This is a genomic window from Anaeromicrobium sp., from assembly GCF_025210435.1.
GTDB lineage: Bacteria > Bacillota > Clostridia > Peptostreptococcales > Thermotaleaceae > Anaeromicrobium.
The window spans coordinates 1-20,146 of sequence record NZ_JAOART010000058.1 but is presented as its reverse complement, the minus strand read 5'-3'; the positions used below and the strand labels follow the sequence as shown (position 1 = coordinate 20,146).

The window sequence follows — 20,146 nt, the reverse complement described above, 5'->3', positions numbered from 1 at the left end:
TTTAGTATAAGTACTTAAAAATTTGTTAATAATGACAAAGTATGAAAAATTATTTGGAGGTACCATATGACAGTAAAAGTTGGAATTCCAAGGGCTCTACTTTTTTATGAATACTATCCCCTATGGAAAGTTTTTTTTGAGGAATTAGGGGCGAAAGTAATAGTATCACAAAAAACAAATAAGGAAATTGTTAATAAGGGAATAAAAAGTACTATAAACGAAGCTTGTATTCCCGTAAAAATATATCATGGACATGTATTAGATATAAAAGATAAGGTGGACTATCTCTTTATTCCTCGATTAAAGAGTGTATGCAGGGGTGAATATATTTGTCCAAAGTTTTGTGGTCTTCCTGAAATGATTAAATATTCCATAAAGGATTTACCACAGGTAATTTACCCAGAGATAGATTTTATGAAAAATAAAAAAAAGCTAAAGGAAATTATTTGTGAAGTGGGCAAATATTTTACTAATGATTCTACACGGATTTTATCTGCCTATGATAAAGCTTATTCAAATTATAAATCCTATAAAAAGAATGTAAATAGGGGAATACCCACTTCAAAAGGGAATTTATCACATAAAAAAAAGGTTATGGTTATGGCCCATTCTTACAATTTGTATGATACATATATGAATATGGATATTATAAATAAAATCCAAGAAAAGGGAATAGATGTATTTACTCCTGAAATAGTACATAAGGAATATACAGATGATTATGCGTGTAAATTTAAAGGAAATTTATATTGGACTTTTGCTAAGAAACTTATTGGGACAGCCTTGTATATGATAGATAAAAAAAATATTCATGGAATAGTTTATATTTCAACCTTTGGATGTGGCATTGATTCTGTTGTGGCCCATATGGTTGAAAATTTTATTAGAAAAGAAAGTAGTATTCCTTTTATGCTAGTAACCCTGGATGAACATAGTGGTGAAGCTGGAATTAATACTAGAGTAGAAGCCTTTGTAGATATGATAAAATGGAGGGATATAAATGAAAATAACATTTCCTCTAATGGGTAATATGTATATAGCCTTAAGGGCTGTATTTGAAGAATTAGGAGGAGAAGTAATTATTCCTCCAAAATGCAATAAAAGGACCCTAGAACTTGGAACTCTATATTCTCCAGAATTAATATGTATACCATTTAAAATTACTTTAGGAAATTACTTGGAAAGTATTGAAAAGGGAGCGGATACACTTTTTATGTGGGGAGGAAGTGACCCTTGCAGAATAGGATATTATAATATGATTCAAGAAGAAATATTAAGTAATTTAGGATATGATATAGAGATGATTTGCGGAGAACCTTTTAAAAACTTAAAAGAAATAAAATCCTTTCTCAAAAAACTAAGTAGAGCAACAAATACATCTAACTATTTTAAGATATTACCTGCATTCATTAAGGGAATAAAACTTATGTGTGAAATTGATGAATTTGATGATCTTGTTATAAAAACAAGGCCTAGAGAAATGGTAAAGGGAGAAGTGGATAAATTATATGCTAAATTTGAGGAAGAAGTAAATGGGGCCAAGGGATACAGGGAAACATTAAATATAATTAGGCGAAAAAAAGAAGAATTAAAAAATATATTAATAGATAAAAATAAGGAAGTAATTAAAATTGGTATTGTAGGTGAAATATATACGGTTTTAGAGCCCTATATAAATTTAGATATAATAAAAAAATTAGGAAATATGGGAGTTGAAGTTCATAGATCCGTAACTTCAAGTGAATTTATTAAGGAGCAAATAGACTTTATTCCTTTTATAAGCTCAAATAAAGAGGATGTACATAGGGCAGCAGAAGCCTATTTGAATACAGAAATTGGAGGTCATGCAAGGCATACCATAGGGAATACGGTCCTTTATAGTGAAAAGGGTTTTCATGGCGTAATCCATCTATTACCCTTTACGTGTATGCCTGAAATAGTTGCACAAAGTATATTACCTACTATAGAAAAGGAAAAGAATATTCCAATTTTGAAATTAATATTAGACGAGATGACAGGGGAGGCAGGATACTCTACTCGAATTGAGGCTTTTGTTGATTTGTTAGAAAGAAAGAAGCATGTTCTAGATGAAAATCATTGATAAAAACTATCATATTTATGAACGGGTATCAAGAAACTTAAATCTTACATATGCTTTATAGGATGAATAAAGGGGAGGACTTCATGAAGAAAAAAATATTTACCCTATCTATTATATTATTCATGCTTTTTTCAATTTGGAGTATAAATGAAGTTTTACTCAGGAAGGGGCAAAATAGTGGAGGAGATAAGTCTAGCACAAGGGATATAGAGGAAGATGTAAATAGTATTAATATAAAAGAAGATGAAGATTTAACCAAAAGGGCACAGATAGAAAATAAAACGGAAGAGGACACTTTAATTTCTCAAGAAGAAGTAAAAGAGGATACGAAGATAGAAGATATAAAAAGGGAAGAATATGTTATTGTAAAAACTTTTAATACTCAATTACCTAATAGTATTATTGAGGATATTAAATACGACAAATATTCCATAAGTTATAATTATTTTCTTATATTGTCTAAAAATATAAATATAAGAGAAAAACCAACTACCAATTCAAAGGTCTTAGGAAAGGGATCTTATTTTGAAAAGATAAATATAATAGAAGCTGTGAAAGGAGAAAATATAAAAAAATATGGTGATGACATATGGTATAAGGTCTTTTGGAAAGAGGCAGATCAAATTAAATATGGGTATGTATTTAGCTTGTTAGGTGAAGCCCGTGAATTTCAATTTAATAAAATGGTAGAATCTTTAAATATTTTAAAGGATCAAGTGGAAAATAATAAAACAGCATATATTGCTAATTATAAAAATAGAAATGGAAAGGCTCCCTTATACAAGGGAACAACTACTGATGATTATGGAGAAAGAAGATATCAATCAGCCCCAGCATACACAAAACCCACTGTTAGAAGTCTATTTAGATATATTCCCGATGGAACTTTAGTATCCATATTAGATAAAAAAGAAGGATTTTATAAAATCAATACCCTTGATTTTCAAGGTGACTATTGGGTACCAAAAAAATTCATATCCTTTAGAAATTCTATTAAAAATTTAAAGAAAGTAATAGTTGTAGATAGGAAAAATCAAAATGAAGGAGTTTTTCAATATGAAGAAGGTAAATGGAACCTTCTATCCTATGTATTTGCAACTACTGGAGAAAAATCAAAATATAAACTTGAAACAGCCCTAGGTTACTTTATGGCAATAGAAAGGAAACCTAAGTTTTTGTATTTTAAGGATGGAACAAGGGAAATTGCTGGATATGCACCCTATGCCATAAGGTTTATGGGAGGGTCCTATATTCACGGTGTTCCTGTTAGTTTTAAGATGATTAATGACAAAAGGGTGGACCCTGGTATGAGAGAATACTTATTTACAATAGGAACCGTCCCTCGCTCCCATAGATGTGTTAGAAATTATACAAGTCATGCAAAATTTCTATATGATTGGATAGAAATAGGTGAAAGTGCTGTGATTGTTATTGAATAAATTATGAACATGTAAAGAGGAATATGATGTATAATTATTCTCAATCATATTCCTTTTTTCTTTCCCTTTGAAAATTATAAATAGAGAATATAAACAAAAGAATAGGCGAGAAATAATAGATATAAATACTATTTAATGGACCATACGGAACTTGACACACGACCTTATTCCTATTAATATAACAGGGTACGACAAATATGAAATTTTTTTAGGCATATATGCCTAAAATAGATAATGTGAAAAAATTAATTAGGCCCTTACAAGAAAATAGGGCATTTTTTATTGTATAATAATCTATATATAGTATGGGAATAGAGTTATGGACACAACATATAGAGGAAAGAGGTTTGCAAATGGTTGAGAAAATAAAAAAAAGAGATGGTAGAATTATAGATTTTGAGCTTAAGAAAATCACTAGGGCAATATATAAAGCGGCTAGTGAAGTGGCTAAAAATGAAGGTGAAAAACCAAATTATCAGATGGCAGAGAATTTAACACATAATGTTGTTGAACTTCTAAATAAAAAATATACGGACCATATACCAACAGTTGAAGAAGTACAGGATATGATAATAAAGACCCTAATAGAAACAGGACATGCAAAGACTAGTGAAGCTTATATTTTATATAGGGCAGAAAGAAGTAGATGTAGAGAATCTAAGACTAGATTAATGAAAACTATACATAATCTTACATTAAAAGACGCAAAAGAAAGTGATACAAAAAGGGAAAATGCAAACATAGATGGAAATACAGCCATGGGAACTATGCTTCAATATGGAAGCACCGTATCAAAGGAATTTTGTAAAACCCATATGTTAAATAAGGAACACACCCTATGTCATGATAATGGAGATATTCATATTCATGATCTAGATTTCTTTAACATGGGAACTTTAACTTGTTCACAAATAGATATTTTAAAATTATTTGAGGGTGGTTTTTCTACAGGCCATGGGTTTTTAAGGGAGCCCCAGGACATAGGAAGTTATGCAGCACTTGCAGCTATTACCATACAGTCTAATCAAAACGATCAACATGGAGGACAAAGTATTCCATTCCTAGACTATGGATTAGCACCAGGGGTTAGAAAAACTTATAAAAAGCTTTATTGTTCTAATTTATCAAAGGCCCTTTCGTTAAACTTTAACATGGAAGATGAGGATGGAGATAAACTAGTCATAGAGATTGTAGAGAAGGCTGAGAAAGATTCAGGTAAAGATATACAATTAAAAGAAACAGAAATAAATGAATTTATAATAAAGATCCTAATGGATAAGCTTAATATTAATAAGGATGAAGCTACTAAAATACATGATTTTGCAAAAAAACATGCTTATAAAGAAACGGATAGAAAAACTTATCAAGCTATGGAGGCCTTTATTCATAACTTAAATACTATGCACTCAAGGGCTGGTGCACAGGTTCCATTTAGTAGTATTAATTTCGGAACAGATATTTCAGAAGAAGGAAGAATGGTTTCTAAAAACTTACTTCTATCAACGGAAGCTGGTCTTGGAAATGGAGAAACGGCCATATTCCCCATATCCATATTTAAGGTAAAAGAGGGAGTAAATTATAATCAAGAAGATCCTAACTATGATTTATTTAAATTAGCATGTAGAGTATCTGCTAAAAGATTATTCCCAAACTTTAGTTTTATAGATGCTCCATTTAATAAAAAATATTATGTACCAAATAGACCAGAGACAGAGGCAACTTATATGGGTTGTAGAACAAGGGTTGTGGGTAATTCATATGATCCATCAAGGAACATAGTAACGGGAAGGGGTAACTTATCCTTCACATCTATTAACCTTCCAAGACTAGCCATAGAATATGGTCAAGTATTAAATAAAGATGCTAATATAGATGGATTCTTTAAAGCCTTAGACGGAAAAATTGAACTAGTTATGGATCAATTATTAGAAAGAATGGAAGTACAAAAGAACAAGAAGGTAAAGAATTTCCCATTCCTTATGGGTCAAGGGGTTTGGTTAGATTCTGATAACTTAAATCCAGAGGATGATTTAAGTGAAATAATAAAACATGGAACATTAACTGTAGGTTTCATAGGTTTAGCAGAGTGTTTAAAAGCCCTAATAGGAGAGCATCATGGAGAAAGTGAAGAAGCCCAAACATTAGGAATAAAGATTATAAAATATATGAGAGATAAGTTAGATAGAGCATCAGAAGACAAAAAACTTAATTTCTCTTTAATAGGAACACCAGCAGAAGGTCTTTCTGGAAGGTTTACAAGATCAGATAGGGAAAAATATGGTGAAATAAAGGGAATAACAGATAAGGACTATTATACTAATTCATTCCATGTTCCTGTATATCATAAAATAAGTGCCTATGATAAAATCCAAAGGGAAGCTCCTTATCATGAATTTACTAATGCAGGTCATATTACATATATTGAGTTAGATGGAAAGCCATCAGACAATATAGAGGCCTTTGAAACTATTGTAAGGGCCATGCATGAAGCTGGCATAGGTTATGGTTCTGTGAACCATCCTGTAGATAGGGACCCTGTATGTGGTTACAATGGAGTAATAGATGAGGTTTGTCCAAAATGTGGAAGAACAGAGGCCGATGGAATTAAATTTGACAGAATAAGAAGAATCACAGGATACCTAGTGGGAACTGTTGAAAGATTTAATAATGCAAAGCAAGCGGAAGTAAAGGATAGAACTAAACACAATATGTAAAAGAAGGATGTTTGAATATGGATATTCGTTTATCTCATGAAATTACAAAGGATAGCATAGTAGATGGACCTGGTTTTAGGGCTGTTATTTGGACTCAAGGATGTATTCATAAATGTAGAGGATGTCATAACCAATCAACCCATGATTTTAATGGAGGATTTGTTATGGACACGGAAGAAATAAAAGAAGAATTAAGATCCCTAAGACTTCATAAGGGAATTAGCCTATCAGGAGGAGATCCCTTTGAACAGCCTATACCTTGTATAGAAATAGCTAAAGAAGCTAAGAGTTTAGGTTTAGATGTATGGGCATATACAGGTTATAATTTTGAAGAATTAATAAATCATAAAGGATTAATATATAAAGAGGGTTGGAAGGAATTACTTGAATATGTGGATGTATTAGTAGATGGACCCTTTATTATGAAAGAAAAAAACTTACTTTTAAGATTTAGAGGTTCTGAGAATCAAAGGATCATAGATGTGAAAAAGTCATTGGCTGCTAAAGTGGTTATGATTAAGAAAGAGTATTATGATATGGAAGAAATAGCAATGACAATATAAAAAAAGTTCCTAGGGAAGGTTTTTCCTAGGAACTTTTTTGTTCCTAATTATAAATAGGTATATGTCACCTCTTAGGATATTTCTCATAAATTAATAGTATAGGGAAAAAAGGAGGGATGGCTTTATGCTTATTCATACGGTGAAGCCGGGGGAATCACTTTGGGAAATTTCAACAAATTATAAGGTTCCCATAAAAAAAATAATAGAAGTCAATAAGTTACCAAATCCAAACAGATTAGTTAATGGTCAATCCTTAGTTATACCAACACAAGATCGTATTCATATAGTAAGACCAGGAGAAAGTTTATGGAAAATTGCTAAGGATTATGGCACATCAGTTAAAAGCATTGTTAAGGTGAATAAAATTAGTGATACTAAATCTATTTACCCTGGTAAGAGGTTATATATTCTAGCACCTCGCCACTATGTTAAAAGGGGAGAAATGCCATGGGAGATTGGAAAAAGATATGGCGTGTCACTAGAATCTCTTTTAAGGGTAAATAATATTGAAGATCCACGTGGTATATATCCAGGAACGATTCTAATAATTCCTCGAAAAGAAAAACCTCCCATGGATGTGAATGGATATATTTATAAATTGGATAAAGAGGCAATCCCCATAGTAAGGGAGGATGGAAAATATCTAACTTACTTAAGTCCCTTTGCATATCTCATTAAAGAAGATGGAAGCCTTCAGGTTATAAAGGATGTGCCAGCTATTAAAACAGCATATGAACAAAGGGTAGTTCCTATCATGTCAATTACTAACTTTACTTCTACAGAGAAGGGAGAAAATGTTGCAAATATTATCCTAAATAGTGATGAGATCCAAGAAAAATTATTGACAAACATAATAAATATTATGAAAGAAAAGAGATACAAAGGTTTAAATGTGGACTTTGAAAATGTACTTCCTAAAGATCGTGAGCCCTATAATAAATTTATGGAGCGTACTGTAGAGCGTCTACATCCAAAGGGTTATTTTGTGTCAAGTGCCCTAGCACCAAAGGTGAGTGCAGATCAACCGGGATTGCTATATGAAGCCCATGATTACGAAGCCCATGGAAAAATTGCTGATTTTGTGATTTTAATGACATATGAATGGGGAGCTCGTGTTGGACCACCTCAAGCCATTTCACCACTGGATCAAATTAAGAGAGTTCTTGATTATGCAGTTACTGTTATACCTAGGGAGAAGATATATTTTGGTTTTCAAATATATGCCAGAGACTGGTTACTTCCCCATAGGAAAGGTCAAGAAGCAAAAACGTTTAGTCCACAGGAAGCCATATTAAAGGCAGTAAAATATGGTGCAACTATAAAATATGATGAGATAGCCCAATCACCATATTATCGTTATAGGGATGAAGAAGGGCGAATGCACGAAGTTTGGTTTGAGGATGCCCGTAGTGCCCAAGCAAAATTTGATGCGGTGAAGGATTATAATTTAAGTGGCATTAGCTACTGGGTTTTAGGTTATCCCTATCCACAAAATTGGGTCTTACTAGAGGATAATTTTAATATTAGAAAAGAATTGTAAGTAATTTTATAGGTATATGAAAGAAATAAACTAGTCAGTTCTCTGAGGAATTTGGATTATTTTCAAGGCATAGTGAGCGAGCATATTAAACATATGTAAGCGATTCCATAACGAAGAAAATAATTCAAATAACCAGTGAAATGAATAATTTATTTTTGAATATGCCTTATAGATGGACAATACCTAAAATATAAAAGTTCCTAGTGAAGATTTTTCCTAGGGACTTTTATATTTATGTCTTATATAAGGAATATACATCTTATTTATTAAAAATGGAGAAAATGGAGGAAATGGGTACCTATTCTCCAGTTTCTCCAAAAAAGTTGTCGTTATCTTATCAAAATTTGCAATATTCCCATGAAAAAACCAGAAAATTATGGCATGAATTTTGCATATATTCATAAGTGACATTTTATAGAGGGGTTGGTGAGAGTGATTAATGAATGAGGTCTGTTTAAGAGATACGGTTTTAGAAGTTGATTTAGACAGTATTGCTTATAATGTGAAAGCCATCAGAAAAATGGTTGGGAATGAGGTGGCTATTGCCGCAGTAGTAAAATCAAATGGATATGGCCATGGTGCTTTAGATATAGCTCCAACTATTATGGAAAACGGTGGAGATTACTTAGCTGTGGCCACGTTGACAGAAGCTTTAGAGCTTAGAGAAAAATATGAAAAATATAGGATTTTTATCATGGGATATACTCCAAACGAACAGCTAGAATATATAGTTAAAGGAGAAATAATCCAAACTATCTTTTCATTAGAACAAGGAATTATTTTAAATGAGCTTGGTAAACGATTTGGTAAAAAACCTATAGTCCATATTAAGTATGATACGGGATTCAATAGACTTGGATTTCAAGACAATGACCAAAGTATTGAGGAGATTAAGGCTATTTGTAGACTTGAAAATTTACATGTGGAGGGTATATTTTCCCACTTTGCTTTAGCTGGAGTAGATGAGGATAAATTGCAGTATGAAAAGTTTATATCAGCCATATCTAAAATTGAGGAAGATAATTTTAAATTTAAGTATAAGCATATTTGTGACAGTATAGCTGGAGTTAATTATCCACAATACAGATTGGATATGATAAGGGCGGGTGCAATTATATACGGTTTAAAATCCTATAGGTCTGATGAATTGAAGCTAAAACAGGCTGTTAGTTTTAAATCAAAAATATATCATATAAAGAAGATAAAAAAGGGTGAAGGTGTGAGTTACAACTACAAATGGAGAGCACCACGTGATACCATTGTTGGAACAATGCCCTTTGGATACTCGGATGGTTATCCAAGAAATATGACAGATAAGGGATATGTGACCATTAAAGGGAAAAAAGCTCCACTCATAGGTGTGATTTGTATGGATCAATCCATGGTAGATCTTACAGATCTGAATCCTGTGGCTGTAGGTGATGAAGTGATTATTTATGGTGATGGAAGTAATAATTCCGTGAGTATACAGGAAGCTTCAGAGTTAGGAGCCACAAATAAGAATGAAATTGTATGTAGAATAACACGAAGGACCCCTAGGATTTATAAGAAAAGTGGCAAGATTGTAAAAGTCTTGAATTACTTATAGGGTAAATTTATTAAGAAAGGAATTGCTATGAGCTATGAATGACCAAGGTGTAAAGAGTACTGTCTTTGATATAAACGGAAATATGATTCGAAGTGGAAGATGGGCTAGGGGAAGAAAAGGAATGGTATCTACAGGCAAGGAAGAGGTCTCAAAGATTGGAATTGAGATTATGAAAAAAGGAGGTAGTGCCATAGATGCAGCAGTGGCTGTTGGATTTGCCATAGGTGTTTGCGAACCAAATGCTTCTGGATTAGGTGGAGGAGGATTTATTCTTATTAGAGATGGCCTATCAAAGGAAAATGTGTTTGTTGATTTTAGGGAAGTTGCTCCACAGAAGATATCATCTAGTTTGTTTACTGTGGGTAGTGATGGGAAGGTATTGAATCAGGAAAATGCCATTGGTGGAAAATCCGTGTGCACTCCTGGGGAGGTAGCAGGATTAATCTATGCTCTTGAAAAATATGGCACCATGACTTTGGCAGATGTTTTAGAACCATCTATAAAACTTGCAGAGGAGGGATTTTATGTTTCTCCTTTACTAGCAGGAGATATGAAGAAATATGTTGAATATTTGAAAAGGTATGAAATGAGTAGGAAAACCTTTCTTAAGGATGGGAAACCATATAAGGTGGGTGAAAGATTTACTAATCCTAATTTGGCAAAGTCATTAAGACATATTGCCCAGGGAGGGAGAGATGCCTTTTATAAAGGTCATATTGCAAATGAAATCGTGGAAACGGTGAAACTTTACGGTGGTGTACTGGATAAGGAAGATTTGGAAAACTATAGAGTTGAAGTAAGGTCACCCGTAATAGGTAACTATAGGGGTTATACTATTATATCTTCTCCACCGCCTAGTTCTGGTGGAACACATATTATTCAGATCCTAAATATGCTGGAACATTATGACATTAAATCTATGGAAGTAAATTCTGCCAAGTATTTGCATATGTTCTCAGAAGTATTTAAGATTGCCTATACTGACCGAGCAAAGCATATGGGTGATACAAAATATGTAAATGTTCCTGTGAAAGGACTTAGTTCAAAGGAGTACAGTAAAGAATTAACAAAAATAATTGATGAATTCCATTCCAAAGAATATGAATGTAAAGACCCATGGTTATATGAACACGAAGATACAACCCACTATTCTATAGGAGATGAGAAGGGGAATCTTGTATCTGTGACAAAAACTATAAACCACTTCTTTGGATCTTGTGTAGTGGCTGGAGATACTGGAATTTTACTAAATGATCAAGTTGCTGATTTTTCCACTGAGGATGATAATCCTAATTCTATAGAATCAGGTAAAAAACCCTTAAGTTCCATGAGTCCCACCATTATACTAAAGGATAATAGGCCATTTGCCATATTAGGTACTCCTGGTGGCAGCAGGATTATTTCCACGTTGGTTCAAGTGATTTCAAAACTCATTGACCATGAAATGGATATACAAGATGCTATTGATTCTCCAAGGATTATTGATGATACTCGAAATGAAATTTCCTATGAGGGAAGAATTTCAACTAGAGTAGCTATGAAATTAAGGCTTATGGGTCATAAAGTAAAGAAAATTGGTGATTGGGATAGACGATTAGGAGCGGTTCAAGGAATTAAATATGAAATGAATGGAGAATTGACTGGAGCTGCCGACCCGCGAAGAGACGGGAAGGCATATGGCTATTAAAATATGTAGAGGTGATTATAATGGGATCTGAAGAGGCGTATAGGAGATACGATGTAGGAAATAGTGTTATTGTATCTACTGCTAAGGAAGAAGCTACAAAGATTGGAATTGAAATTATAAAAGATGGTGGTAATGCTATCGATGCTGCAGTGGCAGTTGGGTTTGCCATTGGGGTTTGTGAGCCTAATGCTTCTGGCATAGGTGGTGGTGGTTTTATGACAGTTAGAAAAGGACATACTGGAGAAGTTTTTTGTATCGATTTTAGGGAAGTGGCTCCTACTGGTGCATCACCTAATATGTGGAAGACTGATGAGCATGGTGATATTTTAGATGATGAAAAGGGAACTGGTGGCAAAGCCATATGTGTTCCAGGAGAAGTGGCAGGTCTAATATATGCTCTGGAAAATTACGGAACCATGCCACTTAAGAAGGTAATGTCACCTTCTATTGAGTTGGCTGAGAAGGGGTTTAAAGTTACTTCTTTACTTGAAGGGGATATTAAGGATTGTGAAGAAAAATTTCTAAAATATGGTGGTGGTAAGGATGTTTATTTGAAAAATGGATTGCCTTATACACAAGGAGAAATATTCAGAAATCCATTCCTCGCTAAGACCCTAAGGATAATTTCAGAAATGGGAAGAGATGGTTTTTATAAGGGGAAAGTTGCCCAGAGTATTGTAACGGCTGTGAAAGATGCAGGTGGATATATGACTCTAGAAGATCTAAAGAATTACAAAGTAAATGTCTATTCACCTATTTGTGGACAATATAGGGGTTATGAAATCATATCTACCCCGCCACCTAGTTCTGGAGGAACCCACGTTGTTCAAATGCTAAACATTTTAGAAAATTTTAATGTGAAATCAATGGAAGTGAATTCAGCCCAATATATTCATGTATTATCTGAAATTTTTAAAATTAGCCTTGCTGACAGGGCTGAGTATATGGGAGATATGAATTTTGTGGACGTACCCATAAAAGGATTGACTTCAAAATCATATGGAAAAAAACTCAGTAATAAAATAAATGAGGAGATCTGCTTAGAATACAATTGCCATGATCCATGGAAGTATGAATCATCAGAAACGACACACTTTTCTATTGGGGATGCAGATGGGAATATGGTTTCAGTAACTAAAACTATCAGTGGCTTTTTTGGATCTGGAGTTGTGACTAAAGATACAGGAATTGTACTGAACAACCAAATGAGAGGATTCGCTAAAGGACATGGTAAAAAGAATTCAGTAATTGCTGGAAAGAAACCTCTTAGCTCTATGAGTCCAACACTCATATTGAAAGAAAACAAGCCCTTTGCAATTCTTGGAACTCCAGGAGGTGCAAAAATTATTTCTACAGTGGTTCAAGTCATATCAAAGCTTGTGGACCATAAAATGAGCTTGAAAGAGGCCGTTTACTCTCCACGAATATTCAATGATATGAATAATGAACTTCTATTTGAAAATAGGATTTCACAAAATACAATAAATCAACTAAAGAGTATGGGACATAAGGTTAATCCCTTAGGGCAATGGGATAGAAAGATGGGCTCAGTTCAGTCAGTACTTTACAAAAGTCATGGAGAAATGGAAGGTGTTGCTGACCCAAGAAGAGACGGAGTTGTGATGGGATATTAAGAGATAAATATTTGATAAATAATGGAGGAGGCAAAAAGTATGAAGAAAATATCCAGAATTATGGCACTTTTGATTGTTTTAAGTTTGTTTATTACGGCATGTTCGTCTAAAAATGGAGTAGATACTAGTGCCAATGTTGAGTCTACTGGTGAAAAAGTTAAGAAAGATACTTTTACTGTTGTATTCAAAGGTGAGCCAGGTAACCTTGATCCACAAAACAATTCTCAACTAGTGGCCTATGCAACTGAAAGGGTTTTATATGATACATTGATACAAAAGGATGAGGAAGGGAATCTAATTCCTGGTATTGCAAAGAAATGGGAAGTGATTGATGATACCACCGTAAGATTCTATCTACGTGATGATGTATATTTTCACAATGGTGATCAGTTAACTGGGGAAGATGTAAAGTATACCATTAACAGGGCTACAAAAATGCCCCTTACAGCAACTATATTTAGCTCCTTCGATGGTGAAAATACATCAGTAGTTGATAAGTTTACAGTTGATGTTAAACTAAAAACTCCATTTGCAGCCGTGTATAACTATTTGACATACTCTAGGGCTGCCATTGTTTCTAAGAAGGCCATGGAAGAAATGGGAGAAGTGGAATATGGACGTAATCCCGTTGGGACAGGTCCATTAAAGTTAAAGGAATGGGTAAATGGTACGAGTATTACCTTAGAACGCAATGATAATTATTGGGGAGAAAAGCCACAGTACAAGGATTTAGTTATTAAGTTTATTAGTGAACCTGCAAATAGAGCAATAGAGTTAGAAACCGGTGGAGCTGATGCTGTATTTGATATTGATGAAAACGATATTAGAAGATTAGAGGAAGCACCAGAATTACAAGTGTTAAAGGGACCTAGCTACAAAATTACATATTTAGTGTTAAATTTGCAAGATGAGCGTTTTAAAGATCCAAAGGTGAGGGAAGCGTTTTCCTATGCCATTGATAAAGAATCTTTAGTAGATGCTGTATTTAGTGGAACTGCAAAGGTTGCTGATAGCGTAATGCCTACAACAATCTTCGGTTACAAATCCATTGGAAAGACTCCTTATGACCCAGAAAAAGCGAAAAAATTATTAGCTGAAGCTGGATTCGCCGGTGGAATGAACATAAAATTAAAGACAAACCAAGATAAAAAGCATAGGAATGTTACAGAAATTATTCAAAATATGTGGAAGAATGTTGGAGTGAACGTGGAAATAAAGATTATGGATAAGGCTACTTATTTGGCAAGTAAAGAAGTCTTTGAAGTAGTAATTGCTAGTCAGACTGCCACTACTGGTGATCCTGGACATGTGCTGTGGATGTGGGATTCTTCATATACGAAAGGATCTTTCCATTCAACAGATCCAAAAATTGATGAACTGCTAGATAAGGGAATGAAAACCTATGAACCTGAAGCTAGGAAAAAAGTCTACGAGGAACTTCAAGATTATTTATGGGATGGTAAGTATATGATTCCTATTGCTTTTCCAAGTGTAGTATATGGAACAGGTACACATGTTGAAAATTTTGAGGTTAGCCCAAGTAATACGCCAAACCTGGCAAAAGTAGTAGTCTATGAAAAATAATAAGGTGATAATTGGAGAAAGGGAGATGAAATGTGAATTTTGTCTCGCCTTTCTAAAGTAAAGGGGCGTTAAGGATGTTTAAATTTATACTCAAAAGGTTACTTATGATGATACCCGTATTTTTGGGGGTTTCTTTCGTAATATTTACATTGATGTATTTTACACCGGGAGATCCTGCTCAGTTGCTACTAGGAGATGATGCTTCTGAACAGAGTATTCATATGCTAAGGCAAGAGTTAGGTCTTGATGAACCATTTTTAACTCAATATGCAAAGTATGTAAAGGGTATAGTATTTGAAGGTAACTTAGGTACATCATATACAACACAAAGACCCGTTACAGAAGAAATATTACTAAGATTTCCAAACACAATGCTATTGGCAGTTTTAAGTGTTACAGTATCTGTAGTAATTGGCATAACGGCTGGGATCATAGCAGCAACAAAGCAGTACTCAATCTTTGACAATCTGGCCACAGGTATTTCCTTAGCTGGAGTGTCCATGCCTAATTTTTGGCAGGGATTAATGTCTATAATTCTTTTCTCAATTATACTAAAATGGCTTCCAGCTTCTGGTTTCTCAGGGCCGAAATATTGGATTTTGCCAGCCATGACTATTGGAACAAGCTCTGCTGCCAAAATTATGCGTATGACAAGATCTAGCATGTTAGAAGTTATTAGACAAGATTACATTCGTACTGCAAGGGCTAAAGGGCAAATTGAGAGGGTTGTTATTCTTAAGCATGCTCTTAAAAATGCATTAATTCCTGTAATCACAGTTGTAGGTATTTCTTTCGGAGCACTTCTAGGTGGGGCAGTTTTGACCGAGTCTATTTTTGCCATACCAGGTATTGGGAAATTGATGGTAGATTCCATTGCTATGAGAAATTTTCCCATGGTCCAAGGTGGAGTATTGTTTATAGCTGTTGTCTTTAGTTTTGTCAATCTAGGTGTAGACATATTGTATGCCTTTGTTGATCCTAGAATTAAATCACAATATGTTTCTAATAAGAAAAATAAAAAAAGAAGAAAAGTGGAGCTGGCTTATGGAGAAAAATAATAGTGTTGTATATGAAGAAAAGAAAAATTTTAATGCAGATGAAGACGAGTTTAGCAGTAAGGGGCAGAGTTTATGGAAAGCAGTTTGGATTCGATTAAAGAGAAATAAGGCTGCCATGCTGGGATTATATATGTTACTTGTACTTATTTTTTGTTCCATTTTTGCCAATGTTATTGCACCCTATGGACCAGATGATCAATTGCTTTCTCGCCGATTTATACCACCTTCTAGTGCCCATATATTTGGCACTGATAATCTGGGAAGGGATATATTTAGTAGAGTGTTATATGGAAGTAGAATATCTCTCCTAGTTGGTTTTGTATCCGTAAGTATATCTGCAGCAGTAGGTACACTTTTAGGAGCAATTTCAGGATTTTATGGGGGAAATACAGACAATATTATTATGAGATTTATTGATATCATGATGGCAATTCCAAGAATTTTGTTGGCAATATCCATAGCGGCAACTTTAGGCCAGGGATTGACAAATGTGATGATTGCAGTAGGTATTGGGTCTATTCCAGGTTATGCACGTATTGTTAGGGCGTCCATATTATCTGTAAAAGAGCAAGAATACGTTGAAGCAGCCAAAGCCATTGGCACTAGTGACAGTAGAATTATACTTAAACATATATTGCCTAATTGTATGGCTCCTATTATTGTTCAGGCCACTATGAGTGTTGCAACATCCATATTGTCTGCATCAAGTTTAAGTTTTATAGGCCTAGGAGTACAACCTCCCACACCAGAATGGGGATCCATGCTATCAGCAGGTAGGGCATATATTAGGGATCAGTGGTATATTGTTACTTTTCCTGGTCTTGCAATAATGTATACTATATTTTCCATTAATCTTTTTGGTGATGGATTGAGAGACGCCCTTGACCCGCGTCTAAAAAACTAGATAAAAAAGAGGTATTCATATGAGTGAAAAATTACTAGAAATAAAGAACTTGACCGTCCACTACGCTACCCAGGAGAGCACTGTTAAAGCTATTAATAATGTTTCAATTGTTTTAAATAAAGGGGAAACCCTTGGGTTGGTAGGGGAAACTGGAGCTGGAAAAACTACTACAGCTTTAAGTATCATGAGACTAGTGCCTGATCCACCGGGCAAAATTATAGGTGGAGAAATTCTATTTGAAGGGGAAAATCTTAACAAGAAGTCATTAAATGAAATAAGAAAGATTAGGGGAAGTAAGATTTCTATGATATTTCAAGATCCTATGACTTCACTAAATCCAGTGATTACAGTAGGAGACCAGATTGCTGAAGTTATACGACTACATGAGAAGGTATCCCTTGTAGAAGCAAATATAAAAGCACAAAAAATGTTAGAGACAGTGGGGATTTCTGGAGAAAGATTTGGAGATTATCCTCATCAATTCTCAGGGGGTATGAAACAACGAGTTGTAATAGCCATTGCCCTTGCGTGCAATCCCACACTCCTCATTGCTGATGAGCCTACTACTGCTTTAGATGTTACCATACAGGCTCAAGTAATGGAGCTAATGAATCAATTGAAGAAGGAGTACAATATGTCCATGTTGTTAATCACCCATGATTTAGGAGTTGTAGCTGAAATGTGTGATAAGGTGGCTATTATGTACGCTGGAGAAGTTGTTGAGTACGGAACGTTAGAGCATATATATGAAAATACAAAACATCCATACACTAAGGGCTTGTTTGGATCCATACCTAATTTTAGTGAGAATGTAAAAAGACTAAATCCAATTGAAGGTCTTATGCCAGACCCTTCTAATTTACCGGATGGATGTAATTTTGCTGATCGATGTCCTAATAGGAGTGAAGTCTGTGTTCATAAGGAGCCAATTACTACAGAAGTAGATACAGGACATTTTGTAAAGTGTCATAAATATTATTAATACTGGAGGATATCATGAATGCATTTATTGAGGTGAACAATCTAAAAAAGTATTTTAAAACCCCTGGAGGTATGCTCCATGCAGTAGACAACATAAGTTTTAAGATACAAAAGGGAGAAACATTAGGTGTTGTTGGTGAGTCAGGATGCGGTAAATCTACTTTAGGTAGAACTCTTATTCACCTGCTTAAAAATACAGATGGGCAAATTAAATTTGATGGGGAAGATATTACAAATGTTTCAGGAAAAAGACTTAAAGAGCTTAGAAAAGACATGCAGATTGTCTTTCAAGATCCATTTTCATCATTAAATCCAAGGATGACTGTAAGCCAAATTATAGGAGAGCCAATGATTGTTTCCAATATGTATAAGGATAATAAAACCATAGCCAAGAAAGTCTCTGAGTTGATGGATACAGTGGGCATAGCAGATAGACTTGTGAATTCCTATCCTCATGAACTGGATGGTGGAAGGAGACAGAGGGTTGGTATTGCTCGGACTTTAGCCTTAGAACCTAAATTTATTGTGTGTGATGAACCTGTGTCAGCCCTAGATGTGTCCATTCAAGCACAAGTATTAAATCTTATGCAAGACTTACAAGAGGAGAGAGATTTAACATATTTATTCATTACCCATGATCTATCAGTGGTGAAGCATATTTCTGATAATATATTAGTTATGTATTTAGGAAATATGGTTGAATATGCAAGTGCTGATAAACTATTTGAAAATCAATATCATCCATATACTCAAGCCCTTTTGTCAGCTATTCCCATAGCTAAAATCGGACATAAAAGGAAGCGAATACTCCTAACGGGTGAGATCTCTTCACCAATTAATCCAAAACCAGGCTGTAGATTTGCAATGAGATGTAAGTATGCCAAGGATAGATGCCATCAGGTACAACCTGAAATGATAGAAATCAAAGATAACCATCATGTGGCGTGTCACTATGTAAAAGAAATTAATGGTATTGAATAAAAAGTTAAAATAGGTGAGGAGAGGTAATTATGCATATAAAGAAAAGGGTGGAAGAAATATTTGATGAACTTGTTCAAATCAGAAGAGATTTTCATATGTACCCTGAGTTAAGTGGAAAAGAAATTAGGACTTCAGATAAAATTTGTGAATATTTGGATGAGTGGAATATTGAGTATGAAAGGGGCATTGCTGATACGGGAGTAGTAGGTATAATTAGAGGAAAATCTCAGGGAAAAACAGTGGCAGTAAGAGCTGATATGGATGCTCTTCCCATACTTGAGGATAATGGAAAAGATTTCAAGTCAAAAAATATAGGCGTAATGCATGCTTGTGGACATGATGTACACACGTCTATCCTGTTGGGCACAGCAAAAATTTTAAAGGAAATGGAAGAACATATACAAGGTAATATTAAATTATTCTTCCAACCAGCTGAGGAGGCCATAGGTGGAGCTGAACGTATGGTGAAGGAAGGATGCATGGGAAATCCCCATGTGGATTATGTTATAGGGCTACACGTGATGCCTTATTTAGAGGTAGGGGAGGTAGAGCTAAAATATGGTAAGTTAAATGCTCAATCAGGAAGTGTTACGATCAAAGTTCATGGGAAGTCAGGACATGCGGCTTATCCTAATACAGCTGTAGATGCCATTGTCATTGCTGGAAATGTTGTTTCGTCACTACAAACCTTGGTGAGTAGAAATATTTCGCCCTTAGACTCTTTGGTGTTATCCTTAGGAACGATCAATGGAGGTACAAAAAACAATATTATAACAGATGAAGTTGCCATTACGGGAACATTGAGAACATTAGACTCAGAAACAAGGCAATATGCTAAGGATCGAATTTCATCTATTGTTGAAAATACTGCTAGAGCCTATGGCGGTAGTGGGGAAGCAATATTTAAAGATGGGTACATTGCTTTAGTGAATGATAATAGGGTTGTTGACTTAATTAAAGAGAATGCCATAAGTGTTGTAGGTGAAGAGAAAATTAAGATGAAAGAATTTCCAAGCCTAGGTGGTGAAGACTTTTCATATTTTCTCCAAAACACTGAAGGTGCATTTTTTCATCTTGGATGTGGAAATAAGGAAAAGGGCATTACGGAGCCACTGCACAATGTGAATTTTGATGTGGACGAAAATTGCATGAAAACAGGAGTAGAGTTACAGGTAAAGAATGTACTATCTTTATTAAAGTATTAGGCATATTCAAAAAATATTTTCCATACTATAGATTTCTGGTGTATAAACTTGCTTTATGTGAGCCTATTTCAGGAAAATATATTGAAAATCTTTTCCACCCAAGTCCTTGTCACAAGCGAAAGTGTGAATCTTCGTATATAGGTTCATGTGTCATGTTGGAGTAGCAT

General features: G+C 34.4%; 15 protein-coding genes. All 15 read left to right on the top strand.

What is annotated here, in order from left to right; all coding sequences use genetic code 11:
* Positions 1-66 precede the first annotated feature (66 nt).
* The 15 genes from N4A57_RS07020 to N4A57_RS06950 all read left to right on the top strand — a co-directional run bounded on the left by N4A57_RS07020 (position 67) and on the right by N4A57_RS06950 (position 19,979).
* A complete protein-coding gene (locus tag N4A57_RS07020; protein WP_293657117.1) occupies positions 67-1,029 on the top strand; it encodes an acyl-CoA dehydratase activase-related protein in 963 nt (320 codons plus the stop codon).
* Positions 1,001-2,101: an acyl-CoA dehydratase activase-related protein gene (locus N4A57_RS07015; RefSeq protein WP_293657115.1), complete on the top strand. Its 1,101-nt coding sequence runs from the start codon at positions 1,001-1,003 to the stop codon at positions 2,099-2,101. The genes N4A57_RS07020 and N4A57_RS07015 overlap by 29 nt, the downstream gene beginning before the upstream one ends.
* An 83-nt stretch (positions 2,102-2,184) precedes the next feature.
* Positions 2,185-3,540 carry a L,D-transpeptidase family protein gene (locus tag N4A57_RS07010; RefSeq protein ID WP_293657114.1) on the top strand — a complete coding sequence of 452 codons (1,356 nt, stop codon included), beginning with the start codon at positions 2,185-2,187 and terminating at the stop codon, positions 3,538-3,540.
* A gap of 353 nt (positions 3,541-3,893) precedes the next feature.
* Positions 3,894-6,254, top strand: coding sequence for an anaerobic ribonucleoside triphosphate reductase (locus tag N4A57_RS07005; protein WP_293657130.1), 2,361 nt, complete (start codon positions 3,894-3,896; stop codon positions 6,252-6,254).
* A 17-nt stretch (positions 6,255-6,271) separates the two neighbouring features.
* A complete protein-coding gene (gene nrdG, locus N4A57_RS07000; protein WP_293657113.1) occupies positions 6,272-6,817 on the top strand; it encodes an anaerobic ribonucleoside-triphosphate reductase activating protein in 546 nt (181 codons plus the stop codon).
* A gap of 124 nt (positions 6,818-6,941) precedes the next feature.
* Positions 6,942-8,357: a LysM peptidoglycan-binding domain-containing protein gene (locus N4A57_RS06995; RefSeq protein WP_293657112.1), complete on the top strand. Its 1,416-nt coding sequence runs from the start codon at positions 6,942-6,944 to the stop codon at positions 8,355-8,357.
* 439 nt (positions 8,358-8,796) lie between these two features.
* Positions 8,797-9,945, top strand: a complete 1,149-nt coding sequence (gene alr, locus N4A57_RS06990) for an alanine racemase (RefSeq protein WP_293657111.1) — start codon at positions 8,797-8,799, stop codon at positions 9,943-9,945.
* A 34-nt stretch (positions 9,946-9,979) separates the two neighbouring features.
* Positions 9,980-11,632: a gamma-glutamyltransferase gene (ggt, locus tag N4A57_RS06985; RefSeq protein ID WP_293657110.1), complete on the top strand. Its 1,653-nt coding sequence runs from the start codon at positions 9,980-9,982 to the stop codon at positions 11,630-11,632.
* 20 nt (positions 11,633-11,652) lie between these two features.
* On the top strand, positions 11,653-13,266 hold the full coding sequence (gene ggt / locus N4A57_RS06980) for a gamma-glutamyltransferase (protein WP_293657128.1): 1,614 nt from the start codon (positions 11,653-11,655) through the stop codon (positions 13,264-13,266).
* A gap of 39 nt (positions 13,267-13,305) precedes the next feature.
* On the top strand, positions 13,306-14,850 hold the full coding sequence (locus tag N4A57_RS06975; protein WP_293657108.1) for an ABC transporter substrate-binding protein: 1,545 nt from the start codon (positions 13,306-13,308) through the stop codon (positions 14,848-14,850).
* Between the two features lie 74 nt (positions 14,851-14,924).
* The gene (locus N4A57_RS06970; protein ID WP_293657106.1) at positions 14,925-15,908 is read left to right on the top strand and encodes an ABC transporter permease; all 984 of its coding nucleotides are present in this window, start codon (positions 14,925-14,927) and stop codon (positions 15,906-15,908) included.
* A complete protein-coding gene (locus N4A57_RS06965) occupies positions 15,895-16,812 on the top strand; it encodes an ABC transporter permease (protein WP_293657104.1) in 918 nt (305 codons plus the stop codon). Before N4A57_RS06970 ends, N4A57_RS06965 begins: the two co-directional genes overlap by 14 nt.
* A gap of 19 nt (positions 16,813-16,831) precedes the next feature.
* Complete coding sequence (locus tag N4A57_RS06960) at positions 16,832-17,794, top strand: ABC transporter ATP-binding protein (RefSeq protein ID WP_293657102.1); 963 nt, start codon at positions 16,832-16,834, stop codon at positions 17,792-17,794.
* Positions 17,795-17,808: 14 nt separating this feature from the next.
* Complete coding sequence (locus N4A57_RS06955) at positions 17,809-18,774, top strand: ABC transporter ATP-binding protein (protein WP_293657101.1); 966 nt, start codon at positions 17,809-17,811, stop codon at positions 18,772-18,774.
* Positions 18,775-18,803: 29 nt separating this feature from the next.
* Entirely contained in the window at positions 18,804-19,979 is a 1,176-nt protein-coding gene (locus N4A57_RS06950) for a M20 metallopeptidase family protein (RefSeq protein WP_293657100.1), read from the top strand.
* Positions 19,980-20,146: the final 167 nt, after the last annotated feature.